Source organism: Actinomadura rudentiformis, from assembly GCF_008923185.1.
GTDB classification, from domain to species: domain Bacteria; phylum Actinomycetota; class Actinomycetes; order Streptosporangiales; family Streptosporangiaceae; genus Spirillospora; species Spirillospora rudentiformis.
On the sequence record NZ_WBMT01000019.1, the window covers coordinates 1 to 24,212 of the forward strand.

The 24,212-nt window shown below is 70.2% G+C and carries 22 protein-coding genes and 1 pseudogene; 8 read left to right on the plus strand and 15 right to left on the minus strand.

Going from position 1 to position 24,212, the window contains the following annotated elements:
- The first annotated feature begins 479 nt into the window (after positions 1-479).
- From pafA to F8566_RS34385, 6 genes and pseudogenes are all read left to right on the plus strand, one after another.
- On the plus strand, positions 480-1,838 hold the full coding sequence (gene pafA, locus F8566_RS34360; protein ID WP_151566046.1) for a Pup--protein ligase: 1,359 nt from the start codon (positions 480-482) through the stop codon (positions 1,836-1,838).
- A gap of 479 nt (positions 1,839-2,317) precedes the next feature.
- Positions 2,318-3,416: pseudogene (locus F8566_RS34370) on the plus strand (RNA polymerase sigma factor).
- A gap of 61 nt (positions 3,417-3,477) precedes the next feature.
- Positions 3,478-3,834: a hypothetical protein gene (locus tag F8566_RS34375; RefSeq protein ID WP_151566047.1), complete on the plus strand. Its 357-nt coding sequence runs from the start codon at positions 3,478-3,480 to the stop codon at positions 3,832-3,834.
- 16 nt (positions 3,835-3,850) lie between these two features.
- The gene (locus F8566_RS51760) at positions 3,851-4,096 is read left to right on the plus strand and encodes a DEAD/DEAH box helicase family protein (RefSeq protein ID WP_225993761.1); all 246 of its coding nucleotides are present in this window, start codon (positions 3,851-3,853) and stop codon (positions 4,094-4,096) included.
- Positions 4,093-4,485, plus strand: coding sequence for a hypothetical protein (locus F8566_RS51765; protein WP_225993762.1), 393 nt, complete (start codon positions 4,093-4,095; stop codon positions 4,483-4,485). Before F8566_RS51760 ends, F8566_RS51765 begins: the two co-directional genes overlap by 4 nt.
- Positions 4,486-4,526: 41 nt before the next feature.
- The gene (locus tag F8566_RS34385; RefSeq protein WP_151566048.1) at positions 4,527-4,763 is read left to right on the plus strand and encodes a DUF397 domain-containing protein; all 237 of its coding nucleotides are present in this window, start codon (positions 4,527-4,529) and stop codon (positions 4,761-4,763) included.
- A 30-nt stretch (positions 4,764-4,793) separates the two neighbouring features.
- Here the strand turns inward: F8566_RS34385 and F8566_RS34390 are convergent, their stop codons facing one another.
- From F8566_RS34390 to F8566_RS34400, 3 genes are all read right to left on the minus strand, one after another.
- Positions 4,794-6,971 (minus strand): bifunctional serine/threonine-protein kinase/ABC transporter substrate-binding protein, encoded by a 2,178-nt coding sequence (locus F8566_RS34390; protein WP_151566049.1) that lies wholly within the window; start codon positions 6,969-6,971, stop codon positions 4,794-4,796.
- A gap of 88 nt (positions 6,972-7,059) precedes the next feature.
- Complete coding sequence (locus F8566_RS34395; protein WP_151566050.1) at positions 7,060-7,305, minus strand: DUF397 domain-containing protein; 246 nt, start codon at positions 7,303-7,305, stop codon at positions 7,060-7,062.
- The gene (locus F8566_RS34400; RefSeq protein WP_192810012.1) at positions 7,296-8,096 is read right to left on the minus strand and encodes a helix-turn-helix domain-containing protein; all 801 of its coding nucleotides are present in this window, start codon (positions 8,094-8,096) and stop codon (positions 7,296-7,298) included. The genes F8566_RS34395 and F8566_RS34400 overlap by 10 nt, the downstream gene beginning before the upstream one ends.
- A 148-nt stretch (positions 8,097-8,244) precedes the next feature.
- On the opposite strand from F8566_RS34400, the gene F8566_RS34405 reads away from it, so the two are divergent.
- The gene (locus tag F8566_RS34405; RefSeq protein WP_192810013.1) at positions 8,245-8,706 is read left to right on the plus strand and encodes an ATP-binding protein; all 462 of its coding nucleotides are present in this window, start codon (positions 8,245-8,247) and stop codon (positions 8,704-8,706) included.
- Here the strand turns inward: F8566_RS34405 and F8566_RS34410 are convergent.
- The 3 genes from F8566_RS34410 to F8566_RS34420 all read right to left on the minus strand — a co-directional run bounded on the left by F8566_RS34410 (position 8,666) and on the right by F8566_RS34420 (position 12,598).
- A complete protein-coding gene (locus F8566_RS34410; RefSeq protein ID WP_151566053.1) occupies positions 8,666-10,843 on the minus strand; it encodes a bifunctional serine/threonine-protein kinase/ABC transporter substrate-binding protein in 2,178 nt (725 codons plus the stop codon). The genes F8566_RS34405 and F8566_RS34410 overlap by 41 nt on opposite strands.
- Before the next feature lie 73 nt (positions 10,844-10,916).
- Positions 10,917-11,753, minus strand: coding sequence for an ABC transporter permease (locus F8566_RS34415; protein WP_151566054.1), 837 nt, complete (start codon positions 11,751-11,753; stop codon positions 10,917-10,919).
- Positions 11,750-12,598 (minus strand): ABC transporter ATP-binding protein, encoded by an 849-nt coding sequence (locus tag F8566_RS34420; protein WP_151566055.1) that lies wholly within the window; start codon positions 12,596-12,598, stop codon positions 11,750-11,752. The genes F8566_RS34415 and F8566_RS34420 overlap by 4 nt, the downstream gene beginning before the upstream one ends.
- A 180-nt stretch (positions 12,599-12,778) precedes the next feature.
- On the opposite strand from F8566_RS34420, the gene F8566_RS34425 reads away from it, so the two are divergent.
- On the plus strand, positions 12,779-13,705 hold the full coding sequence (locus F8566_RS34425; RefSeq protein ID WP_318836456.1) for a GbsR/MarR family transcriptional regulator: 927 nt from the start codon (positions 12,779-12,781) through the stop codon (positions 13,703-13,705).
- On the opposite strand, the gene gcl is transcribed toward F8566_RS34425, so the two are convergent.
- From gcl to F8566_RS34470, 9 genes are all read right to left on the minus strand, one after another.
- On the minus strand, positions 13,702-15,483 hold the full coding sequence (gene gcl, locus F8566_RS34430; protein ID WP_151566057.1) for a glyoxylate carboligase: 1,782 nt from the start codon (positions 15,481-15,483) through the stop codon (positions 13,702-13,704). The two genes, F8566_RS34425 and gcl, sit on opposite strands and share 4 nt — an antisense overlap.
- Positions 15,484-15,548: 65 nt before the next feature.
- On the minus strand, positions 15,549-16,577 hold the full coding sequence (gene alc / locus F8566_RS34435; RefSeq protein ID WP_151566058.1) for an allantoicase: 1,029 nt from the start codon (positions 16,575-16,577) through the stop codon (positions 15,549-15,551).
- A gap of 8 nt (positions 16,578-16,585) precedes the next feature.
- A complete protein-coding gene (locus F8566_RS34440; protein WP_225993763.1) occupies positions 16,586-17,998 on the minus strand; it encodes an amidohydrolase family protein in 1,413 nt (470 codons plus the stop codon).
- A complete protein-coding gene (locus tag F8566_RS34445; RefSeq protein ID WP_151566060.1) occupies positions 17,995-19,158 on the minus strand; it encodes a glycerate kinase in 1,164 nt (387 codons plus the stop codon). The genes F8566_RS34440 and F8566_RS34445 overlap by 4 nt, the downstream gene beginning before the upstream one ends.
- A gap of 33 nt (positions 19,159-19,191) precedes the next feature.
- On the minus strand, positions 19,192-20,094 hold the full coding sequence (locus tag F8566_RS34450; protein WP_151566061.1) for an NAD(P)-dependent oxidoreductase: 903 nt from the start codon (positions 20,092-20,094) through the stop codon (positions 19,192-19,194).
- Positions 20,091-20,903, minus strand: a complete 813-nt coding sequence (locus F8566_RS34455; RefSeq protein ID WP_151566062.1) for a hydroxypyruvate isomerase family protein — start codon at positions 20,901-20,903, stop codon at positions 20,091-20,093. The genes F8566_RS34450 and F8566_RS34455 overlap by 4 nt, the downstream gene beginning before the upstream one ends.
- Entirely contained in the window at positions 20,900-21,292 is a 393-nt protein-coding gene (locus F8566_RS34460) for an allophanate hydrolase-related protein (protein ID WP_151566063.1), read from the minus strand. The genes F8566_RS34455 and F8566_RS34460 overlap by 4 nt, the downstream gene beginning before the upstream one ends.
- Before the next feature lie 151 nt (positions 21,293-21,443).
- Positions 21,444-22,562, minus strand: coding sequence for an XdhC family protein (locus F8566_RS34465; protein ID WP_151566064.1), 1,119 nt, complete (start codon positions 22,560-22,562; stop codon positions 21,444-21,446).
- Between the two features lie 38 nt (positions 22,563-22,600).
- Positions 22,601-24,055 carry an NCS2 family permease gene (locus F8566_RS34470; protein WP_192810014.1) on the minus strand — a complete coding sequence of 485 codons (1,455 nt, stop codon included), beginning with the start codon at positions 24,053-24,055 and terminating at the stop codon, positions 22,601-22,603.
- Positions 24,056-24,212 lie beyond the last annotated feature (157 nt).

Here is a 24,212-nt window from a genome sequence, read left to right on the forward strand (position 1 = left end):
ACGGTCTTGGTGATCCCGGCCAGCAGCCCATCCGGCCCGACCAGCGACACTCCTTCAGCCTTGGCCCGCTCGATCAGCTCAGCCGCGAGCTGGACATCCAACCCGCTACCTGTCTCGTCCTCATCGTCGTTGGTCACGCATGATCCTTCCCGGCCGGGGCCTCAGCCCCAGCCTTCCGGATCACCACCCCACCCACACGATCTTTCAGACAGTCCCGTGCAGGACAACGATGGCCGGAAGGACGACCATCAGCAGCTGTTGTGTTGCGCACTGAGCTCTTCAGTTGGCAAGTGAGTGCGCGGGGTGGCGGATGGTCGTCATGGGGGTCGTGCTTTGTCGGCGACGGCTTCCGCTAGGGGCCCGTCACAGTCGCCGAGGGCATAGAGCGCTGTCGTCCGGTCTTTCGCCGCGGGTGCGCGGGGGTTGAATGGAGGCTTCAGGGACTGTCGGCTGGGCGTCGGGGCGCATACGCTCGCGGTGTGGACAGGCGCATCTTTGGGCTTGAGAACGAGTACGGCGTCACTTGTACCTTCCGCGGTCAGCGGCGGTTGTCACCCGATGAGGTGGCGCGCTATCTGTTCCGTCGGGTGGTGTCGTGGGGTCGCAGCAGCAATGTGTTCCTGCGCAACGGTGCGCGGCTGTACCTGGATGTGGGTAGCCACCCTGAGTACGCCACGCCCGAGTGTGACAGCGTCATCGATCTGGTGACGCATGACAAGGCGGGCGAGCGGATCCTGGAGGGGTTGCTGGTCGACGCCGAGCGCAGGCTGCGCGAGGAGGGCATCGCCGGCGACATCTACTTGTTCAAGAACAACACCGACTCGGCCGGCAACTCCTACGGCTGTCACGAGAACTATTGCGTCAGTCGCCACGGCGAGTTCGGGCGCCTCGCGGACGTGCTGATCCCCTACCTGGTGACCCGGCAGATCATCTGCGGTGCGGGCAAGGTGCTGCAGACGCCGCGTGGGGCGGTCTACTGCGTGTCGCAGCGGGCCGAGCACATCTGGGAGGGCGTGTCGTCGGCGACGACGCGGTCCCGGCCGATCATCAACACCCGGGATGAGCCGCACGGTGATGCCGAGCGGTTCCGGCGGCTGCATGTGATCGTGGGCGACTCGAATATGAGTGAGACCACGATGTTGCTCAAGGTCGGCGCGACCGACCTGGTGCTGCGCATGATCGAGGCCGGTGTGGTGTTGCGTGACCTGACGTTGGAGAACCCGATCCGCGCGATCCGCGAGGTCAGTCATGACATGACCGGCCGCCGCAAGGTGCGGCTGGCCAACGGTCGCGAGGCCAGTTCGCTGGATATCCAGAAGGAGTACTTCGGCAAGGCCAAGGACTTCGTCGACCGGCGCGGCGGCGACGAGGTCGCGATGCGGGTCCTGGATCTGTGGGAGCGGACCTTGCGGGCGGTGGAGACCGGCAATCTGGATCTGGTCGCGCGGGAGATCGACTGGGTGACCAAGTACCAGCTGATCGAGCGCTACCGGCGCAAGTACGATCTGCCGCTGTCCTCGCCGCGGGTGGCTCAGCTGGATCTGGCCTACCACGACGTGCGCCGCGACCGGGGGTTGTACTACCTGCTGGAGAAGCGCGGCTCGGTGGAGCGGGTGGCCAAGGATCTGGAGATCTTCGAGGCCAAGTCGGTGCCGCCGCAGACGACGCGGGCGCGGCTGCGCGGCGAGTTCATCCGCAAGGCGCAGGAGAAGCGCCGCGACTTCACCGTCGACTGGGTGCATCTCAAGCTCAACGACCAGGCCCAGCGCACCGTGCTGTGCAAGGACCCGTTCCGATCGGTGGACGAACGGGTCGACAAACTCATCGCCAGCATGTGACGAGAGACTTCTCCGGGGCCGTGTCGATCCGCGGGCCGCTCGTTCGACATGTGGGTGCGACGGGCCGAGAGGCGGCCTGCCGGACGAGGAGAACGCGATGCCGAAGTACCCGCTGATCCGATGAGTCGAACGCGGCCATGATGGCCGACATCGACGAGATGATGGCCACGACCCGCCAGTTCATCGAGGAGATGCGTTCTCCTCGCGGCGGAGGGGCTGGACGATCCGAGCCAGGGCGTCGTGGTCGACTTCAGCGGCGAGACCCCGGTGGTCACCGACGGGCCGTACGGCGAGACCACTGTTCGGGGGCTTCTTCCTGCTCGACGTCGCCTCGAAGCAGGAGGCGGTCGAGTGGGCCACGCGGGTCCCGGCGGCCCCCGGGGCCAAGATCGAGGTCCGGCGAGTGCCCGGGAGCGACGAGGTCCCGCAGGTCGACACGTGAAGGACCGGGCCGGGCGCGAGAGCAACGGCCAGATCTGATGGCCGATGTCGAGGCCGTCTGGCGGATCGAGTCGGCGCGGATCGTCGCCGCGCTGACCCGGTTCACCGGCGATTTCGGGCTGGCCGAGGACGCGGCCCAGGAGGCGGTGGCCGAGGCGCTGGTGTCGTGGCCGCTGGCCTCTCCGGCGAATCCGGCGGGCTGGCTGATGGCCACGGCCCGGCGGCGGGCGATCGACGCGATCCGCCGCCGGACCGCCCTCCAGGACCGATACGCCCTGCTGGCGGCCGGCTTGGCGGTTGACGAAGACATCGATCCCGACAAGATCGATGACGACGTGCTGGCGCTGATGTTCGTCAGCTGCCACCCGGTGCTCTCGCCCGAGGCCCGGGTGGCGCTGACCCTGCGCGTGGTCGGCGGCCTGTCCAGCGAGGAGATCGCCCGCGCGTTCCTCGTATCCGTGCCGACCGTGCAGGCCCGCATCACCCGGGGCAAGAAGACGATCGCGGCGGCCGGTGTGCCGTTCGAGCTGCCGCCGGCGGCCGAGCGTCGGGAGCGGCTGGGCGGCGTGCTCAGCGTCCTCTACGTGATCTTCACGGAGGGGTCGACGGCCACGTCGGGCGACCGGCTGCTGCGCCCCGACCTGGCGTACGAGGCGATCCGGCTGGCCCGCACGCTGGCCGCGCTGCAGCCGGACGAGCCGGAGGTGCACGGCCTGCTGGCGTTGTGCGAGCTGACGGCCGCGCGTTTCCGGGCCCGGACCGGTCCGGACGGCTCGCCGGTCCTGCTCGACGAGCAGGACCGGCGGCTGTGGGACTTCTCGGCGATCCGACTGGGACCGGATCGTGGTGCTCTACGAGGCACTCGGCCGGGTCGCACCCTCGCCGGTGGTCGAGCTCAACCGGGCCGTCGCGGTCGCCATGGCCTCGGGCCCGGCGCAAGCCCTGGCCATCGTGGACGAGCTGATCGCCTCCGACCGGCTCCCCGGTTCGCATCTGATCCCGACCGTACGCGGTGAGCTGCTGGCCCGGCTCGGACGACGGCAGGAAGCGCGCGCCGAGCTGGAGCTGGCAGCCCGGCTGTGCGCCAACCAGCGCGAACGCTCAGTGCTGCTGGGCAAGGCCGCCGCGCTCAGCTGACTCCTCCAGCCCGGCCAGCCGATGAGGGCGTTGTCGCGGCTGTCGTGGGGATACTGGGTTTGTGCGCCAAGCCTTTGCTCATGAGGCGGTCCTCATCATGGGGCCGAACGCCGACATGCGGGCTCCCGGGGCGGCGGTCACGGCGGGGCTGTGCGGACACTGGGATCACCACCCGCCATGTCCGCTGGCGCCGCACCACGTCCGCGCCGACCAGGTCGGCGACCAGGTACGGATCAGGATCCTGTTCGCAGCCGAGCCCGACGCCGAACAACAGGTCCGGCACCTCATCGAACTCGCCCTGTCCGGACAGCTGACCCTTCCCGACGGCCTCACCACCCCCTGGCAACTACAGACCAGCGCGGCCGCCGAGGTCTCAACGGACGAGACGGACCACGCACAGCGCCTCATCCACAGCTGACGCATTCGGTGGATGAATGCGACCTGACGAACGCGAAGAGACCGCCGACGCTTCGGCACGGCTGCGGCATGTCCACTGGATCGGCGGCGGCAGCGGCGCGGGCAAGTCGACCGTTGCCCTGCGCATCGCGGCCCGGCACGGTCTGCGGGTGTACTCGACCGACGAGGCGATGCCGGACCACGCCGGCCGCAGCACGCCGGAAGACGCCCCTTGCCTGAGCAGGTTCAAGGCCATGGACATGGACGAGCAGAGACCGGTGTGATCGCCGAGGGCTTCCGGCTGCTGCCCCAGCTGGTCAAGCCGCTGCTCGCCGAGCCTGGCCACGCGGTCTGGCTTCTGCCGACGCCCCGGTTCCGCCGTGCCGCGTTCGACAGCCGCGGCTGGGAGATCCCGCTCAAGACCAGCAATCCTGACCTGGCCAAGCACAACCTGCTCGAGCGCGACCGGATGTTCACCGACCGCCTCTTCAAGGAGACGAAGCGCCTGCAACTGCCCGTCATCGAGGTCGACACCGTGATGAACGAGGGCGAGTTGGCCAGGCAGGTGACGCGGGCGTTCGGGCTCTGGCGTGGGTGCGACAACGGCGGGGAGTCATCCTCGGTGGCCGGGGATCACGCGTCTCCGCCCGCACGGCGATCCGGCCCGCACTAACCTGGAGGCCGACCCGGCAGCGGAACGGAGCAGGTGTGTCAGTGAGCGAGCAGGAGCCGATCCTCAGCGACGGCGTCATCATCGAGTTCATCGATGGCAAGGACGTCCCGGTGGGCCACAAGGACTTCGGTGAACGCGCCGTGGTCATGCGCGACGCCAAGAATCCCGAGGGGCCGATCCTCTACTTCACCGAGGCCGAGTGGGACGCGTTCATCGCGGGCGTCAAGGACGGCGAGTTCGACGACCTCCTCGACGAGGAGCCGCCCGCCGACGTGTGAGCGACGGCGGCCCCGCCGTGCGGGGCCGCCTCATCTGAGCTTGGCGGTGGTCGCAGGCCCCAGAAGGACGAATTTGCCGTTCTGCACTTGGTAGACGTAGCTGGTGCCGCCGCGGAGCCGTCCCTTCGCGTCGAACCGGATCCGCTGGGTGACCCCCTGGATGTCGAACGTGCGGAGGTGGCCGTTGATCTTCTCGGGCGTGGTGTCCCCCGTGGCGATCGTGTACAGGATCCCCTTCGCGGCGTCATAGGCCTCCGGTCCGTACGGTCCCGGCCGCGCGCCGCCGTTCGCCTTCGCGTACCGCCTCAGGAAGTCGAGAAATTCCTTCGGCATCCCCGTCGTCCCCCGGCTGACGTCCACGCACGAGCAGGCGAGGGCCGCGCCCTCGGCCTCGCCGTCGGCGAGCTTGATGAGCCGGTCGTCGAACGCTTCCTCGGTGAGATAGAACGGCTCCTTGAAACCCTCCTTCCGCGCCTGCTTGATGAGGGGGCCGGCCGTCTTGAAGTGGCCGCCGTAGAAGGCCCCCACCACGGCTTCGGGGATCCAGAGCCCCTTCGGGTTTTCCTTGCCGCCCTCCTTCAGCCGTTTCACAGCCTCCGCGAAATCCTCAGGCCTCGGATCGCCCGGCGGGCTCATCGAGATCCGCCTGAGCCGCCCGCGCCACCTGCTCTCTTGCGCGCCGGCAGTGAACATGTCGGTGGCGGCCCGGGTCTCCGGCCGGTCGTCCACCAGCACCGCGAGCTTGTCTGTGCCATACGGATCCCACGTCGACGGCATCAGGGCGTTCAGGGCGTTCAGCCTTTCCTTCGCGCCGGGGAGCATGGTGTGCCAGTACTTCCACCCTTTCTCCGGGAGCTTCGCGTCCGAGACCGAAGGCGAGACGCTGGGCAGTCCCCGTCGCTCGAATACCGGTATGGCCTTCTCGCTCTCACCGGTGAGCATCGGCCCCACGACGGCGACGAGATCCTGCCCGGTCGCCCGCGTCGCCGCCGCCTCCGCCGTCGCCGGGTCGCCCTTGGTGTCGATGGGGACGAGTTCGGCGCGCGTCCGCGGGTTGCCGGCGTTGTGCTCCTCGACCGCCAGCCTCGCTGCCGCCATCGCGGACACGCCGTACTTGCTCGACGGGCCGGTCATGGGCCCCATCACGCCGATCCTGACCTTCTCGGGGCCGTCTCCGCCGGACTTCTCTCCGCCAGGCCCGAAGTTGGCGAACGCCACCGGCACCGCGACGGCGAGCGTCACCAGGGCGACCGGAATCGTCGCGAGCATCCAGGGACTACGGCGAGGATCCGCGGGAGGGGGCTCCGCCGTGCGGGCATGTGCGGGTGCGGGCGCGGCGGGGACGGTCGGCGCTGCGACCACCTCCGCGCCGCGTTCGACGGGATCGGCGTCCGCCGGTGGCTCGGCGCCGACGAGGCTCATCAGGCGATACAGCAGGTCCGAGCTGGTGGGTCGTACTGCCGGGTCCTTGGCGAGGCACGCGGCGACGAGGTCGGTCAGCGGCTCGGGCACTCCGCTGAGGTCGGGCTCGGCGTTCAGCACCTGGTTGAACAGCGCCGGGATCGACTCCGCTGGGAACGGCCGCCGCCCGGTGGCCGCGAACACCATCGTCCCGCCCCAGGCGAACATGTCGGCGGCGGGCCCGACGTCGTCCGCGGCCACCTGTTCGGGCGCCATGTAGGCGGGCGTCCCGAGCGCGCCCGACGCAGTCGCCGATGCGTCCAGCGCACGCGCGATGCCGAAGTCGATGACCCGTGGCCCGCCCGGTCCGATGAGCACGTTCGGCGGCTTGAAGTCGCGGTGAACGACTCCGGCCCGGTGGATGGCCACCAGCGCGGTCGCCGTGCCGATGGCAAGCCGCATCAGCGCGCCGTGGTCGAGCGGCCCCTCGTCGCGGACGACGTCGATCAGCGACGGTCCGCGAACGTACTCGCTGACGATGTACGGCCGGTCGCCGAGCATGTCGGCGTCCAGGACGCGAGCCGTGCAGAAGCCGGAGACCCGTTCGGCGACTTCAAGCTCGCGCATGAACCGCCGCCGGGCCACCGCGTCCGAACCGAGCCGCGAATGCAGCAGCTTGACCGCGACGTCGCGGCCCTGCTGGTCACGCCCCAGGAAGACGGAGCCCTGCCCGCCTTCGCCGAGGCGTCCGACCAGCTCGTACGTGCCCGCACGCCGGGGATCGTCGGGCAGCAGCGGGTCGGCCATCGGCAAACCTCCCGGGGATCAGGCTCGCGCGTCACCCATATGACGCTCCCCGAAAGATCTCAGTTGGCCGTGCCCGCCGTCTTTTCGATCAGCCTTCCTTGATGCGATCGGTGAGGCGCCGGAAGGTGTCGCGCGGCAGCAGGAGCACGCCGCCGTCGGAATCCTTGCTGTCGCGCACGGCAACGACGCCGGGCTGCGAAGCGAGCTCAACGCACTCGCCGCCGTTGTCGCCGCTGCGGCTCGACTTGCGCCAGATCAGCGCGAGCTCGACGCACTCGCCGCCGTTGTCGGCGCTGCGGCTGGACTTGCGCCATCGGGCGCCGCTCAGGTCCATCTCTCTACCTTGATCCTCTCGATGCGTTCGAGCGACTGGTCGACGGGGAGGGCGAGCGAGCGGATCGCCTCGAACCTCTCGGAGGCGGTCCGCAGGTCCTTCGGCTCGCCCGTGGTGATCCCGCGAACGGCCGTCTCCACGTACGCTACCTCGCTTCGATCCTCCAGTGTCGCGAGCACGAACGAGCCTGCGACGCCGCGATGGCGTCTGGAGGGGACGACGTGGATGTTGATGTTTTCGGAGGCCGACGCGAGTAGATGGTCGAATTGCTCACGCATCACGTCCGGGCCTCCGACGTCACGGAGCAGCGCGGCCTCGTCGATGAGGCAGATCAGCATCGGCGGGGCGGGACTCTCCCGAGTGAGAATCTTTTGCCGGGCCATCCGGGCGGTGACAGCGGCCTTGTCTCCGTAGAGCAGTTCGGTCGCGTAGGCCTCGGTCTGCAGCAGACCGCTGATGACCGCGAGCTGGAAGTTACGGAGTGCGATCGCTTTCCGTTCGTGTTCGGGCCAGTCGAACCACGGTGGATAGATGCTCTCCTTGAGGAGCCCGTCCCAGAGACGGACGATCGCGCCGTGCGCGTCGAGGGCGATGTCGATCCGCACCGCGAACGCGCGCAGCGGCATCTCGGTGGCACGCTCCACCGCGCCGACGTACGACCCGGTGTAACCGGCGCGTGAGCCGAGCTGGTCGAGCGACAGCTCCATGCTTTCGCGGCGTACGCGCACCTCGGAGCCGAAGAGCGCGAGCGGGGAGGACGAGGGGTTGAGGGCTCCTGAACGCCGGGGCATGACGACACTCCGTTCGCAAGCGATGGCAAGCGGGTGGGGTCCGTTGCCGCGTGGGTCACAGTCTGTCGAGGGTTCGGTCACTTTCAGTATGGATCGGCGGGGAGGCTGGGGGCCGGAAAGCAGGAAAAGCGGTGATGAGGTGGTCGCAGTGTCAGATCCACGCCTGGTCGGGGTGCTTCTCGGGCATATCCGGCTTCCCCGGGTCGAGGCGAGCGCCAAGGCAGCGCGTGACCTGGTCGCGATGTCCGCGCGGGCATGGGACGTGGGCGACGACGTCGCCTACCGGGCGCGGCTGGCGGCGTCCGAGCTCGCGACCAACGCCGTACGCCACGGCGGCGGCACGGAAATGCTCGTCTTCAGCACGCGCGTCGGCACCCGGCTGCGCGTCGAGGTGCACGACGCGTCCCCGGCCCTGCCCGTCCGGCGCGACCCGGCGGTCACCGACGTGTCCGGGCGCGGGCTGCTCATCGTGGACGACATCGTGACCGCCTGCGGCTGCTACCCGACCGCGACCGGCAAGGCCGCCTGGTTCGAGATCGAGGCGGCGTGGCCCCGCGAACCCGGGCCGGTCACCGGACCACGGCCGTGCGCGAGTCTCCGAGGAAGGTGAACGCGCCGTCGCGCACCTGGTAGGCGTAGCTGACGCTGTCGGTGAGCTGTCCCTGCTCCTTGAACCTGATCCGCTGGGTGACGCCGGGGACGTTGATGTCGTGGAGATATCCGTTGATCTCCGTGCCCGTGCGCTTCCCCGCCTTGACCGCCGCGAGGATCGCCGTCATCGCGTCGTACGCCTCGGGCCCGGACGCGCCGGGCTTCTGGCCGTTGTTCGCCTTCGCGTAGCGGGCCAGGTAGTCGCCAAAGGTCTTGGGCATTCCGGTCGTTCCCGTGCTGATGTCCAGGCAGGGACAGGTCAGGACGGCTCCCTCGGCGGCGGAGCTGCCCGCGCGCTGGATGAACGTCTTGTCGAACGAACCGTCGGACAGGTAGAAGCGCCCCGTGAATCCCGCCGCCCTGGCCTGCTTGACCAGCGGCCCGGCCGAGTCGTAGAAGCCGCCGTAGAACACCGCGTCCGCTTTGGAATCCCTTAGCTTCTTGACCGTCGCCGAGTAGTCGCCGTCCCGCGGCAACTTGGGCAGCCTCATCGAGACGCGCACGACCTGCTTGCTGTAGGGGGCGGCCTGTACGCGGGTCGTGAACATGTTCGCGGCGGTACGGGAGCCCTCCTTCCCGGGCTCGACCACCTCGTCCTCAACCACGGCGACCTTCGCTGTGCCACTGGTGCGGCCCGCGAGTGCCGCCAGGGCTCCGACCGCCTCCTCCACGTCGGGGACCATGGTGTGCCAGTGCTTCCAGCCCTGGGTCGACAGCAGGCCGGCCGCCGCGGAGGGCGACACGCTCGGGATCGTGGCGGCCTCCAGGATCGGCATGGCCCGCTGCGTCTCGCCGCTGAGGATCGGACCGACCACCGCCGCCAGGCCCTCACCGGCGGCCGCGCGAGCGACGGACGCGGCGATCTCCGGCTTCCCCCTGGTGTCAAGGGAGACGACCTGAACGCGTGCCGGCGGGTTCGTCTTGTTGTACTCGTCCGCCGCGAGCCGGGCGTTCGCCAGCGCCGACGTGCCGAACGCCGCCACGTCGCCGGTCATGGGCCCCATCACGCCGACCTTGACGATCCCTGTGGCTCCGCTCCCACCACGCCCGTCGCCGTCAGTGGGCAGGTTGATGATGGCGGTGGGAACGGCGATGGACAAGGCGACCAAGGCGACGGGGAGCCCGATCATCAACGGCTTCCGGTTCGGCGCCCGCTTGGGCGGCGACTGGGGCGGTGCCGTCTGCGACAGCTGCGGTGGCGGCGGGGCATGGGGCAGGTCGACGGTGATCGCGGTGGTCACCAGCGTGGCGCCGCGTTCGAGCGGATCGGCGCCCGCGGGCATTTCGGCGCCGACCATGCCGAGCAGCCGGAACAACACGTCCGAGCTCGACGGCCGCCGCTGGGGATCCTTGGCCAGGCACGCGCCCACCAGCTGCGCGAGCGGGCCGGGCAGCACGCTCACGTCCGCCTCGGCGTTCAGAACGCGGTGCATGACGGCCGGGATCGAGTCCCCGCCGAACGGCAACCGGCCCGTTGCGGCGAAGAGCATCGTCCCGCCCCACGCGAACACGTCGGCGGCGGGCCCGATCGCGCCGCCCGCCACCTGCTCCGGCGCCATGTACGCGGGCGTCCCCACGATCTGGCTGGTCATCGTGATCGCCGACGAGTCCAGCGCCCGCGCGATCCCGAAGTCGATGACGCGCGGGCCGCCCTGCCCGATCAGCACGTTCGGCGGCTTGAAGTCACGGTGCACGATCCCGGCCCGGTGGATCGCCGCCAGCGCCGTCGCCGTTCCGATCGCCAGCCGGAGCAGCGCACCCGCGTCCATCGGCCCTTCGGTGCGGACGAGATCGGTGAGCGAAGGCCCGCGCACGTACTCGCTGACGATGTACGGCTGGTCACCCTGGATGTCGGCGTCCAGCACCCGGGCCGTGCAGAAGCCGGAGACCCGCTCGGCCACCTCCAGCTCGCGCACAAAGCGCCGCCGCGCGTCGGGGTCGCGGCTCAGCCGCGCGTGCAGCAGCTTGACCGCGACCTCGCGCCCCTGCGGGTCACGGCCCAGGTAGACCGACCCCTGCCCGCCCTCACCGAGCCGCGTGAGCAGTTCGTACGCCCCCACCCGCCGCGGATCTCCGGGCAGCAGCGGGTCGGTCATCCAACACCTCCGAGGGTTCACGATCACGGCCGTCACCGATACGACGCATCCCGGAGGGTATTCGTTGGCGTGCTCAGCCGACTCGCTGGAGCGCCTTCTCGCGGCGGGCGGCCACGCTCGACCCCGACTCGCGCCGCGCCATCCGCCGCAGCACGATCGGGGCGACGATCAACCCGGCCACGGCCCAGGCACCGAGCACTCCCACGGTCTCCCAGTGGCGCCACGAGTCGCCGATCTCGATGGCTGCCGCGCCGTCCGGGAGCAGCGCCGACCGCATGCCCAGGCCGAGCCAGTAGACCGGGAACACCTGCGCGATCCACTGCAGCCAGTCCGGCAGCGAGGTGATCGGATAGAAGATCCCGGAAATCCCGATCATGCCGAGCACGGGCAGCTGGATCAGTCCCTGGCTCCGCGCGCTCGTGAAGACCGAGCCGAGGATCGCGCCGATGGGGAGGGTCGCCACCATGCCGAGCAGCAGCACCCAGAGCAGGGTCAGCCACGAACCCGCGTCGCCGGCCGCCAGCCCGCCGATGAGGAGCATGCCGGGGATCAGCAGGATCGCCAGGTCCGCGAGCAGCCCGCCGGACACCGAGACGATCTTGCCGATGAGGTAGGCCCGCATGCCGTGCGGCGTCGCCTTCGCGCGCAGCAGCGTGCCGTCCTCCCGGTCGGCGGTGAGCTGCTGGCTCATGCTCACCATCCCCATCGCCGCGTTCATCCCGAGGATGCTCGGCAACGCCAGGGTGCCGAGCACGAAGCCGCTCGACCCGAAGTCCCGGTCGCGCAGGAACCACAACACGACCAGCATCATCACCGGCCACAGGAAGTGCGAGACGAGGTCGGCGGCGTTGGTGAACGACTGCCGGAGCTCGATCAGGCCGCGGGTCCAGCCCAGCCGTACCGCGTTCATCGGGCCGCCTCCGTCTCGTGCTCGCGTACGAGCGCCAGGTAGGTGTCCTCCAGCGAGGCCCGGCGCACTTCCAGCTCGCCGATCGCCTCGCCGTACTCACCGAACAGCTTGCGGACGAACGCCGTCGACTCGGTGGTGAAGGCGGCATGGCGCTCTCCGCCGCAGGTCCAGCGCACCTCGTCCTCGCCCGCGATCCGGCGCGCCAGCTCGGCCGCCGTGCCGTCGGCGATGATCCGGCCACCGGCGAGGATCACGATCCGGTCGGCGAGCTTCTCGGCCTCCGCGAGATCGTGCGTGGTCAGCAGGATCGTCGTGTCGAGCCGGCGCACCAGATCGTGGAACTCCTGCCGCGCCCGCGGATCGAAGCCCACCGTCGGCTCGTCCAGGAACAGCGCCTCCGGCCGCCCCACGATCCCGATGGCCACGTCCAGCCGCCGCCGCTGCCCGCCCGACAGCATCTTGATCTTCTTGTCCGCGTGTGCGTCGAGCCCGACCATCGCCATGAGCGCACCGGTGTCCCAGGGCTTGGCGTAGTAGGCACCGAGATGGGCGAGCAGTTCGCGTACCCGCCACTTGCCGTGGTCCCGCCACGACTGCAGGACGACGCCCACCCGCGCCCGCCACCGCTCGTCGCCCTGCGCCGGATCGGCCCCGAGCACCTCCACCCGTCCCGCCGACCGCATCCGGAACCCTTCCAGGATCTCGACGGTCGTGGTCTTGCCCGCCCCGTTGGGCCCGAGCAGGGCGACCACCTCTCCCTCCCCGACCCGGAACGCCACCCCGTTCAACACATCGTCGGCCCCGTACCGCATACGGAGCCCACTGACATCGATCGCTGTTTCCATGAACCGAAAACTAAGTTGCGTTTCAGCCCCCCTCAACACAAAAACGACCAGAAGACGCCTGGAATCAGGAGAAAGCCGCCTGACATTGCAATGGCGATATGCATGAATGCAACGTCCGACCCTTCTTGAGTTGCAATGACCTGACGGCGAACGCACACTGGCCCTATGCCAGGAGGAAGGTTGACGCATCAGGACCGGCGGCGCATCGCCACCGGCCTCGCCGACGGGCTCGGCTATGCCGAGATCGCCCGGCGGCTGGACCGGCCGACCTCGACCATCAGCCGCGAAGTGACCCGCAACGGCGGCCCCGACCGCTACCGGGCGGACCACGCCCATCTCGCCACCGAGCGCCGCGCCCGCCGTGCCACCCTGGCCAGGCCTCCTTCCGGAGAACCCACCGACGACGCGGACGTGCAGGAGTTCATCGAGCGGTTCGCCGGCCTCATGATCCAGGCCGGTCTACCGCGCACGGCGGCGCGCGTGCTCGTCTGCCTGGTCGCCACCGACGCGGGCGCACTGACCGCCGCCGAACTCGTCCAGCGGCTCCGTGTCAGCCCCGCCTCGATCTCCAAAGCGATCGCCTATCTCGAACCTCTTGAACTGGTCCAGCGCGAACGCGGCCGCCGTGGCCGCGAACGCTATCTGATCGACGACGACGCCTGGCTCCGCACCTGGCTCAGCAGCGCCCGTACCCACGCGATGTGGGCGGACGCCGCTCGCCAGGGCGCCGAGCTCTTCGGCGCCGACAGCCCGGCCGGAGCCCGGCTGACCCAGATGGCCCGGTTCTTCGCCGATCTCAGCGACGACATGACCGAGTACCCCGACCTGGCCGCCCTCAACGACGCCGTCACCGTCTTCGCCGCCCTCGTCCACGCGAAGAGGCCCCTCACCGTGGAACACCTGGCCACCGCACTCGACTGGCCTGCGGACCGTGTCACCAAGGCCCTGGACGACGCCGAACGACACTCCGGCCTCGCCGACCCCGTCGTCCTCCACCGCACCGAGTCAGGCGCATACACGATCACCGCCGGCCCCGACCGCCTATCCCCCGCCCAGCGCAAGGCCCTCGACGCCGTCGAATCGGACACCGAGACCTCCCACGCCTAGTTCGCGAGCTGGCGGATGGCGGTGGGGGCGTGGGACCCCTCAGTGGCGAGTTCTTCGAACTCGTTCACGCTGGCGATGTCGGTGCCGCTCATCGAGATGTTGGTGACGCGTTCGAGGATGGCTTCGACGACGACGGGGACGCGGAACTCGTGGGCGAGCTTCTTGGCCTCCTCGAAGGCGGGCAGGAGATCGTCGGGGGTGGTCACGCGGAGGGCCTTGCAGCCCAGGCCCTCGGCGACCTTGACGTGGTCGACTCCGTAGACGCCCAGCTCGGGGCTGTTGATGTTCTCGAATTCGAGGTTGACCTGGAAGTCGATGTCGAAATTGCGCTGGGCCTGGCGGATGAGGCCCAGGTAGGAGTTGTTCACGACGACGTGGACGTAGGGGATGTTGTGCTGGGCGCCGACGGCGAGCTCTTCGATCATGAACTGGAAGTCGTAGTCGCCGGAGAGAGCGACCACCTGAGCGTCCGGGTCGGCGGTGGCCACGCCCAGGGCGGCGGGGATCGTCCAGCCGAGCGGGCCCGCTTGGCCGCAGTTGATCCAGTGGCGCGGGCGGTAGACGTGCAACATCTGGGCGCCGGCGATCTGGGACAGGCCGATCGTGGTGACGTAGCGGGTCTCGGGGCCGAACGCGCGGTTCATCTCCTCGTAGACGCGCTGCGGCTTGAGCGGGACGTTGTCGAAATGGGTGCGGCGCTGGAGGGTGGCGCGGCGTTCCTGGGTGGACGCGGCCCAGGAACGGCGGTCGGGGAGCTTTCCGGCGGCCTTGAGGTCGCGGGTCACCTCGATGAAGAGCTCCAGGGCGGCCTTGGCGTCGGACGCGATGCCGTAGTCGGGCATGAAGATCTTGCCGAGCTGGGTGGGGTCGACGTCGACGTGCACGAACGTGCGGCCCCTGGTGTAGACGTCCAGCTTGCCGGTGTGGCGGTTGGCCCAGCGGTTGCCGATGCCCAGGACGAGGTCCGATTCCAGGAACGTCGCGTTGCCGTAGCGGTGCGATGTCTGGAGTCCGACCATGCCCGCGTTCAGCTCGTGGTCGTCGGGGATGGCGCCCCAGCCCATCAGGGTCGGAATGACCGGGATGCCGGTGAGCTCGGCGAACTCCACCAGGAGGTCGGACGCGTCGGCGTTGATGACGCCGCCGCCCGCGACGATCAGAGGGCGTTCCGCCGCGTTGAGGAGGGCGATGGCCTTCTCCGCTTGCGCGCGGGTGGCCTTCGGCTGGAAGACCGGGAGCGGCTCGTAGGTGTCGGGGTCGAACTCGATCTCGGTCAGCTGGACGTCCAGCGGCAGGTCGATGAGCACCGGGCCGGGGCGGCCGGAGCGCATGACGTGGAACGCCTGCTGGAACACGCCGGGCACCTGGGCGGCTTCGAGGACGGTCACGGCCATCTTGGTGACCGGCTTGGCGATCGAGGCGATGTCGACGGCCTGGAAGTCCTCCTTGTGGATCACGGACGTGGGGGCCTGGCCCGTGATGCACAGGATGGGGATCGAGTCGCCGATGGCGGAGTAGAGCCCGGTGATCATGTCGGTGCCGGCCGGGCCGGAGGTGCCGATGCAGACGCCGATGTTGCCCGCGCGAGTGCGGGTGTAGCCCTCGGCCATGTGCGAGGCGCCCTCGACATGCCGGGCGAGGGTGTGGCGGATCCCGCCGGAGGCCTTCAAGGCGGCGTAGAACGGGTTGATCGCCGCGCCGGGCACGCCGAACGCGGCGTCGATGCCCTCGCGCTTCAGGATCTCGACCGCGGCGCGGGCGGCTGTCATTCGAGGCATGTCGCGCTCCTCAGGGGTCGCTGAACTCGTGGCGCGGCGTACCGGCCACTCGATGGGTAGGTGGGTCAGGCGAGTTCCTGCCAGCGGGCGGTCAGGGCCTGCTCGCCCGCCGGGGTCAGGTCGCCGAGAAGGCGAAGGCGGGCGATGCCTCCGCAGGGGTAGATGTCCACGCGTACGTGGGTCACTTCAGGCGAGTCGTCGAGGCGGAAGCGGTGCCGGCAGTCGGGCTGGAGGCGGGTGCGTTCCAGCAGAGCCGACCACGCGGCTTCGTCGTCGAGCGATGCGGACCGTGCGTCGATGCCTGAGAGCGAGGCCGCTGCGGGAGCGTTGAACTTGAGGTTGGTCGTGTCGATCTCGGCCAGCTTGACGACGCCGGGAGCGGCCAGTTCGACGATCGCCCACTCGTTGCCCGGCTCGCGGCGGCGCGCCGTCTCCCAGCCCTCGGCCTGGTTGCGGGCGAGGCCGGGCGCCAGCATGTTGTCGGGGCGCGAGTAGAACATGTTGGAGCAGCCGGTCACGCGCGCCCCGTTCTCCAGCGCCGCGAGGTCCACGGTGAGGCCCGTGAGCAGCGCCGGGTCCGGCACGACCTCGCCGTGCACGCGGAGGCGGGCGATGCCGCCGTCAGGGAACATGTTCAGGCGAACGTGGGTGAAGCGGCGTTCGACGGCCACCTCGAACGGGTGCTCCGCGTCGCCCTTGAGCGGGCTCTGCGGCACGATCTCGGTCCAGTCGGCACCGGCCAGTTCGGCGACGGACGGGTAGCCGGGGACGGCGCAGGCCTCCACGGAGGCGTACGGCGGGAAGTTGCCTTTGAACCAGGCGGTGTCGATGACGATGCCGTGGATCATGCCGGGCAGGCCGAGCCGGACGATCGCCCAGTCATGGCCCAGTTCGCCGTTCTCGTCGGGACGGCGGCGCGCGGTCTCCCAGCCGTCGTACTCCTGGCCCTTGGCGCCGAACGTCTCCGGCTTGAACTGCGGCTTCCAGGGGTTGATCAGATTTTCCTTCTCCTCGAACGACTCGTCGCTGGCGGCGAGGACCGAGCCGCCGAACGAACGGACGGCCAGGTCGGGAAGGGAGGTGAAGTCGGTCATCAGGAACGTCACTTTCGTCGGAGGAGCTCGCCGCGCGGGGTGTCGCCGACCACCTCGCCGCGGAGCCACGTGGTCTGGACGACGCCGCTGAGGGCGCGGCCCGCGTACGGCGTCACCGGGTGGCGGTGGTGGAGCCGGGCCGGATCGACCGTGAACGCCTCGTCGGCGGCGAACGCGACCAGGTCGGCGTCGTTCCCCACCGCGATCCGGCCCTTGGCGGGGAGACCGGCGAGGTCGGCGGGGCCCTCCGCCATCCAGCGCACGACGGCGTCGAGGCCATGGCCCCGGGCGCGCGCGGCACTCCAGATGGCGGGCAGCCCCAGCTGGACGGAGGCGATCCCGCCCCAGGCGGAGACGAAGTCGCCGCGCTTGAGGTCAGGTGTGCACGGCGAGTGGTCGGTGACGACGCAGGAGATCACGCCGTCGGCGAGGCCGCGCCACAGCTCGTCGCGGTTGCCGGCGTCGCGGATGGGAGGGCAGCACTTGTAGGACGTCGGCAGCGCCCGCAGCGAAGCAAGGGATGCTGTCGACGTTGCGGGGGTCTGGGGGCCGCCCCCCAGAAGACTCGAAGGCAGACCTTCGGCGGGAGCGGGCACGTCGTCGGCGGAGAGGGTCAGGTAGTGCGGGCAGGTCTCGGCGCTCACCGGGAGGCCGTGTGCCTGCGCCTTGGCCAGCGGCTCCAGGCAGTCGGCGGCCGACAGGTGCAGGATGTGCGCCCGCACGCCGGTCTGCTCGACCAGCCGGATGACCTGCTCGACCGCTCGGCGCTCGGCGCTCGGCGGGCGCGAGGCGAGGAACGCCCGGTAGCCGCCGTCGGCGGGCGTCGCCAGCACCGCCGGGTCCTCGGCGTGCACGATGACCAGGCCGCTGAACGAGGCGATCTCACGGAACGCCTCGTGCATCTCCTCATGCGACAGCGGCGGGAACTCCGGCACACCCGAGTCCGCGGTGAAGCACTTGAAGCCGAACACTCCGTCGTCGTGGAGGGTGCGCAGCGCGGGCACGTTCCCCGGGATCGCACCGCCCCAGAAGCCCACGTCCACGAAGACCTGGCCTGCGGCGGCATCGCGCTTGACGGCCAGCGCCGACGGCAGCGTGGTCGGCGGGAGCGAGTTCAACGGCATGTCCACGAGCGTGGTCACGCCCCCGGCGGCGGCGGCGCGGGTCGCGGTGGCGAAGCCCTCCCACTCGGTCCGGCCGGGTTCGTTGATGTGGACGTGCGTGTCCACCAGCCCGGGCAGCAGCGCGGTCTCGCCGAGATCGACCTCGGCAGCCGCCACGATCACCGCGTCGTGATCGTCGATGGCCGCGATCGTGCCGTTCTTGACCGCGACGGCCGCGGCCCGCTCACCGGACGGCAGCACCGCGCGCTGAGACCGGATGACCAAGTCGTACGTGCTGTCTTGGGACTGGTCGTTCACGCTGCTCCTCCCATGGGGGCGGGCTCGGTCAGCCATGTACGGCCGATCTCCTCCGCCAGTCGTTCCAACAGCGGGCCCGCCTCGGCCATGCACCGCTCCGGGTCGGGCTCGATGTCGGTGAGGGCATAGGCGCTCTGCAGGCGGGCCTTGCGGAGTTGCTCGCCGGTCAGCGAGCGGCGTCCGGAGACCGCCACTGCGGGGACGGCCGCCTTGGCCGCCGCGCGGGCCACCCCGATGGGGGCCTTGCCGCGCAGCGACTGGCGGTCCAGCGAGCCCTCACCGGTGATCACGAGCCTGGCGCCCGCCACCTGGTCGGCGAAGCCCAGAAGGTCGAGCAGGTAGGAGATGCCGGGCCGTACGGTCGCGTTCAGGAAGGCCATCGCGCCGAAGCCGACACCGCCCGCGGCGCCCGCGCCAGGACGTTCGGCGGCGAACGCGCCCAGATCGCGCCGGGCGATCGCCTCCAGCCGGGCCAGTCCCTTCTCCAGCGCCCTGACCTGCGCCGGCGAGGCGCCCTTCTGCGGGCCGAAGACCACGGCGGCGCCCTCAGGGCCGAGCAGCGGGCTGTCCACGTCGCTCGCCACGATCACAGTCACGCCGCGCAGCCGTCCGGCCAGCCCGGCGGTGTCGATCGAGGCCAGCGAACGGAGCGCGCCGCCGCCGGGAGGGAGTTGCTCGCCGCCGGCGTCCAGGAAACGCGCGCCGAGGGCGGCGGCCATGCCGCTGCCGCCGTCGGTGCAGGCGCTGCCGCCCAGCCCGAGCACGATCCGCGTGGCACCGCCGCGGATCGCCGCGTCGATGAGCTCGCCGGTGCCGTGGCTGGAGGCGGTCAGCGGGGCGGGTTCGCCGCCGGGGAGCCGCCGCAGCCCGGAGGCCTCGGCGAGCTCGATCACCGCCGTACCGTCCCGGACCGCGTAGGAGGCGATGACCTGCTCTCCGGCAGGGCCGGTGACGGTGGTCCGCAGCCGGGCGAATCCGCAGGCGACGGCGGCGTCCACCGTCCCGTCGCCGCCGTCCGCGACGGGCATGGCGACGAGCGGCAGGTCCGGGCGGACGCGGCGCAGGCCGGCGGCCACGTGCCCGGCCACCTCCACGGCGGTGAGCGAGCCCTTGAACTTGTCGGGGGCGATCACCACCTGGCCCCGCTGAGAATTGCCCATGATTGTCACCATTCTCCCAGGCTGAACGTTTTCCTACGCGGACGTACGACCCGACAGGTCCTCGACGACCTTCAGCAGCGCGGAGTGGTCAAGGGAGCCGTAGCCCTTGGCCCGCGCCGCCGCGATCAGCTGGGCGACCAGGGCGGTCATCGGGAGCGACACCTCGGCGGACCGGGCGGCGGCGGACGCGATGCCCATGTCCTTGTGGTGCAGGTCGATGCGGAAACCCGGCTCGAACTGCCGGGCCAGCATCGTGTCACGCTTGAGGTCCAGGATCCGGCTGGCGGCCAAGCCGCCCGCGATCACGTCGAGCCCGGCCTTGGCGTCCACGCCCGCCGCCTCCATCAGCACGATGGCCTCGGCGACGAGGGCGTACGTGCCTCCGACGATCAGCTGGTTGGCGGCCTTGACGTACTGGCCGGCTCCGCTGTCGCCGACGCGCTCGAACGTCCTGCCCACCACCTCGAAGATCGGTTTGGCGGCCTCGAAGTCCTCCGCCGACCCGCCGGCCATAATGGAGAGGACCGCGTCCACGGCGCCCTTCTCGCCGCCGCTGACCGGGGCGTCCAGCACGCGCAGGCCCAGTTCGCGCCCCGCGGCGGCGACCTTGATCGAGGTCTCCGGCTTGATGGTGGAGAAGTCGATGAGGAGCACGCCCGGCTTGGCGTTGCGCAGGATGCCGCCGTCCTCGCCTCCCTCGCCGTCACCGAACACGACGGTCTCGACGTGCTCGTCCTGCGGCAGCATGGTGATGACGATCTCGGCCTCCGCGACCGCCTCGGCGACGCTCGACGCACCGGCGCCGCCCGCCGCGACCAGGCGGTCGACTCCCGCCTGGACGACGTCGTAGCCGGTTACCTCGTGCCCGGCTTTGACCAGGTGGCCGGCCATCGGGCCGCCCATGATGCCGAGTCCGATAAAAGCGATCTTGCTCATGTGGGGAAGTTCTCCATCCAGGTGAAGTCGGTGGCGCCGGCGGGCTTGTACTCCAGGGCGATCCGGCCGGCGTAGCCGGCCGCGTCCAGGGCGCCGAAGAGCGCCGCGAAGTCGATGTCGCCGGTGCCGGGATGATCCCGGCCGGGTGCGTCGGCGAGCTGCACGTGGCCGATCTCGGCGGCGTGGGCGTGCACGACCTTCGCCAGGTCCTCGCCGTTGCTCGCGAGGTGGAAGCTGTCGAAGAGGAACGTGGTGTTTTCCACGCCTTCCATGCGCATGCGGTCGATGACCGCGATCGCGTCGGCGGCGGTCTCCAGCGGGTACGCGCCGTTCAGGCCGCGGGCGAGCGGCTCGATCAGCACCGTGCCGCCGAACGCGCCGACCTGGCGCGCCGCGTACACGAGGTTCTGGGTGGCGACGCGGTCCTGCTCGGCCGGTGAGACACCGTCCACACGCTGGCCGTAGAGCGCGTTGAACGCCTTGACGCCGGTGCGCTCGGCGATGCGGACCAGCACGCCGACGCTGTCACGGAACTCCAGGGAACGGGCGGGGTCGGACAGCATGCCGCGCTCCCCCGCCGGCATGTCGCCCGCGTAGAAGTTGAGCCCGGTGAGCTGGACGCGCGCGTCCTCCAGCGCCTGGCAGAACGCGTCCACCTCGGCATCGGTGGGCACCGGCACGCCAGGCCAGGGCCACCAGAACTCGACCTGCCCGAATCCCGCGGCCCTGGCCGCGGCCGGACGTTCCAGCAGCGGCAGCTCGCCGAACAGGATCGAGCAGTTGACCACGTATCGCTCGGTCGGCCTCACGCGGCCGCTCCTTCCCTGGTCTTCTTGTAGTCGGTCCAGCTGGCGTGCTCGGTGATGTCGGTCAGCCGGGTGTAGGAGGTGTACGGGCGGCGCAGCACCATCGCCAGTGACGAGGTGCCGTCGGCCAGTTCGATGACGCCGAGCTCAAGCTCGGGTGGCTCCGCCGGGAGCAGTTTGTCGCGCAGCACGTCCATTGGTACGTCGTAGACCTCGCCCTGGATCGCCGTGCCGCCATGGGCGACGGGCTGGAGGGCGGGGCACCGGTCCCCCACCGAGTAGAAGCGGTAGCACGGGGCGGTGGTGGTCACGGTGACCAGCGGAGCGCCGTCGAGAAGATGGTGGAGCGGACCGCCGCGCATGGCGCCGCCGTTCAGAAAGATCAGTGGCATATGGTCCTCCGGCGAAGGAATTTCGCTGTACGAAATATGATTGCCGCTTCGTGAAAATCACACTAAATCCCGATGTCAGGGCCGTCAAGGAAGCCTGTCGGGTCCTACGACGCCCGGATCCCGGGGTGGGCGGGTCCCTTGTAGGAATGCCTCAGGCGACGCCTGGGACGGTCGCCGCGTCGTGGTGGATGGGACCCCGCGTACGGCCCAGCGACACCCCGGAGCCGCCACGGCGCAGCGCGACGAACTCCGCCGCGATGGACAGCGCCGTCTCCTCCGGCGTGCGCGCCCCCAGGTCAAGGCCAATGGGCGAGTGGAGACGCGCGAGCTCCGCGTCGGTCATCCCGGCATCGCGCAGGCGGCGCATCCGGTCATCGTGCGTCCGCCGCGAGCCCATGGCCCCGACGTACGCGACCTGGAGGCGCAGAGCGACGTCGAGGAGCGGGACGTCGAACTTCGCATCATGGGTGAGGACGCAGACGACCGTACGGCCGTCCACGAGTCCCCGCTGGGCCTGGTCGTTCAGATAGCGGTGCGGCCAGTCGACGATGACCTCGTCGGCGTCGGGAAAGCGCGCCGGGGTGGCGAAGACCGGGCGCGCGTCGCACACCGTCACGCGGTATCCGAGGAACGCACCCATCCGCGCGACCGCGGTCGCGTAGTCGATCGCGCCGAACACGAGCAGCCGCGGCGCCGGGGCGTACGACTGCACGAAGACGTCCAGCCCTTCCCGGCAGCGCACCGACCGGATGCCGGTCGTACCGCCGTCGAGCATCGCGCGGGCCTCACCGACGACGACCTGGTCGACGTCGGCGAGGCCCGAACTCCCGGCATGGCGGTCAGGCCACACTGTGTAGATGGCGCCGCGGGTGGTGCCGTCGGTGGTGCCCGACTCGTTCATCAGGTGGGCGACGGCCACCTGTTCATCGCGTGAGATCGCCGTCAGCGCCGACTCGGGCACGGGGCCCGGCTGAACGAACACCTCGATGGTGCCGCCACAGGTCAGCCCCACGGCGAACGCGTCATCGTCGCTGTAGCCGAAGCTCTCCCGGATCGCCGTCCCGGTGCGCAACGCCTCCTGGCACAGCTCGTACACCGCGCCCTCGACGCAGCCGCCGGAGACGCTGCCGACCGCCTCGCCCCCGGCGAACACCGCCATGGCGGCGCCGGGCTGCCGGGGCGCGCTTCCCCCGACCGAGATGACGGTCGCGACGGCGTACGCGGTGCCCGCCGAGTGCCAGTCGCGCAGCCGATCGGCGATCTCACGCATCCAGAACCTCCTTGTTGATCCCCGCTAGTTGATCCCCGCTAGTTGATCCCGAGGGCTTGCTCGATCGGGTGGAGCGCGAAGTAGGCGAGGAAGACCGCCGACAACACGTACAGCAGCCAGTGGATCTCACCGAACTTGCCGCGCGCCGCCTTGAGCAGGGTGTACGCGAGCACGCCGGCGGCGACGCCGACCGTGATCGAGTAGGTGAAGGGCATGAGGACGATCGTGAGGAACGCCGGGATCGCGACCTCCAGGTCCTCCCAGTCGATCTTGCGGGCGTGCATCATCATCAGCGCGCCCACGATCACCAGCGCGGGGGCCGCGGCGCCGATCGGCACCACCCCGGCCAGCGGGGTGAGGAAGATCAGCGCGGTGAGCAGCCCGCCGGTGACCACGCTGGCCAGCCCGGTCCGCGCACCCTCGGCGACGCCCGCCGCCGACTCCACGACCGCCGTGTTGGCCGAGCCGTTCACGCCGCCGCCGATGATCGCGCCGAAGCCGTCCACGGTCAGGATCTTGCTGATGCCGGGCATCCTGCCCTTGTCGTCCAGCATCTTGGCCTCTTCACCGACGCCGAGGATCGTGCCCATCGCGTCGAAGAAGCCGGACAGGACCAGCGTGAAGAGCACCACCGAGGCGGTGACCACCCCGGCCCGTTCGAAGCCGCCGAACAGATCCACCTTGAACAGCAGGTCGAACTGCGGCGTCGCCACGATCGAGTCCGGCAGCTTCGGCTCGACCGGGCCCCAGGCCTTCGGGTCCACCGCGGCGACCGAGTCGACCACGATCGCGAACACGGTGGCGGCGACGATGCTGATCAGCATCGCGCCGGGCACCCGGCGCACGAACAGCACCAGCATGAGCACCAGGCCTGCGCAGAACACGACGACGGGCCAGCCCGTGAGCTTGCCGAAGACGCCCAGCGTGACGGGCGTCGCGGACGCCTCGTGATGGCCGACGAAACCCGCGTCCACCAGCCCGATCAGCGCGATGAACGCGCCGATGCCGACGCCGATCGCCTGCTTGATCGCCAGCGGGATGGCATCCATGATCAGCGTACGGACGCCGGTCAGCGCGAACAGCACGATGACGACGCCCTCCAGCACCACCAGCCCCATGGCCTGCGGCCACGTCATGTGCGGCGCCGCCTGGAAGACCACGATCGGCGTGACGCCGAGCCCGGCGGCCATGGCCAGCGGCGCGTTGCCCACCAGGCCCATCAGGAGCGTGGACAGACCGGCCGACAGGGCCACCATGGTGGTCAGCTGGGCCGCGTCGAGCTGGGCTCCGGTGACGTCCTTGGCGTCACCGATGATCAGGGGGATCAGGACGACGAGGTAGGCCATCGCCACGAACGTGGTGACGCCGCCGCGCACCTCGCGTGCGACGGTGGTCCCCCGGCCGCTCAGATCGAAGAATCGGTCGAGGACGGAGCGCGAGCGCGGGATGGGAGACGGTGATTTCGGGGGTGGTGCTGCTTTGGTCTCGGTCACGGTTCGGTGCCCTCTTTCGGGGTCTGGGGTCGCCCCCAGGCGAGTGCTGCGGGCGTGATCGGCCGCCGGGCGGGCCCGGACCTCTCGGTCCGGGCGCCGTCCGTTCGTCTCGATCGGTGCGGTTGTGAGGTCCCTCCCAGGTGCCGTCCCCCAGGTT

What these genes read in the sequence shown, in the direction of transcription:
- F8566_RS51760 (WP_225993761.1), top strand. Translation starts at nt 3,851, where the DNA reads ATGCGACCTGACGAACGCGAAGAGACCGCCGACGCTTCGGCACGGCTG.
- F8566_RS34390 (WP_151566049.1), bottom strand. Translation starts at nt 6,971, where the DNA reads ATGGCCGACCCGCTGCTGCCCGACGATCCCCGGCGTGCGGGCACGTAC.
- F8566_RS34395 (WP_151566050.1), bottom strand. Translation starts at nt 7,305, where the DNA reads ATGGACCTGAGCGGCGCCCGATGGCGCAAGTCCAGCCGCAGCGCCGAC.
- F8566_RS34400 (WP_192810012.1), bottom strand. Translation starts at nt 8,096, where the DNA reads ATGCCCCGGCGTTCAGGAGCCCTCAACCCCTCGTCCTCCCCGCTCGCG.
- F8566_RS34410 (WP_151566053.1), bottom strand. Translation starts at nt 10,843, where the DNA reads ATGACCGACCCGCTGCTGCCCGGAGATCCGCGGCGGGTGGGGGCGTAC.
- F8566_RS34415 (WP_151566054.1), bottom strand. Translation starts at nt 11,753, where the DNA reads ATGAACGCGGTACGGCTGGGCTGGACCCGCGGCCTGATCGAGCTCCGG.
- F8566_RS34420 (WP_151566055.1), bottom strand. Translation starts at nt 12,598, where the DNA reads ATGGAAACAGCGATCGATGTCAGTGGGCTCCGTATGCGGTACGGGGCC.
- gcl (WP_151566057.1), bottom strand. Translation starts at nt 15,483, where the DNA reads ATGCCTCGAATGACAGCCGCCCGCGCCGCGGTCGAGATCCTGAAGCGC.
- alc (WP_151566058.1), bottom strand. Translation starts at nt 16,577, where the DNA reads ATGACCGACTTCACCTCCCTTCCCGACCTGGCCGTCCGTTCGTTCGGC.
- F8566_RS34445 (WP_151566060.1), bottom strand. Translation starts at nt 19,158, where the DNA reads ATGGGCAATTCTCAGCGGGGCCAGGTGGTGATCGCCCCCGACAAGTTC.
- F8566_RS34450 (WP_151566061.1), bottom strand. Translation starts at nt 20,094, where the DNA reads ATGAGCAAGATCGCTTTTATCGGACTCGGCATCATGGGCGGCCCGATG.
- F8566_RS34460 (WP_151566063.1), bottom strand. Translation starts at nt 21,292, where the DNA reads ATGCCACTGATCTTTCTGAACGGCGGCGCCATGCGCGGCGGTCCGCTC.
- F8566_RS34465 (WP_151566064.1), bottom strand. Translation starts at nt 22,562, where the DNA reads ATGCGTGAGATCGCCGATCGGCTGCGCGACTGGCACTCGGCGGGCACC.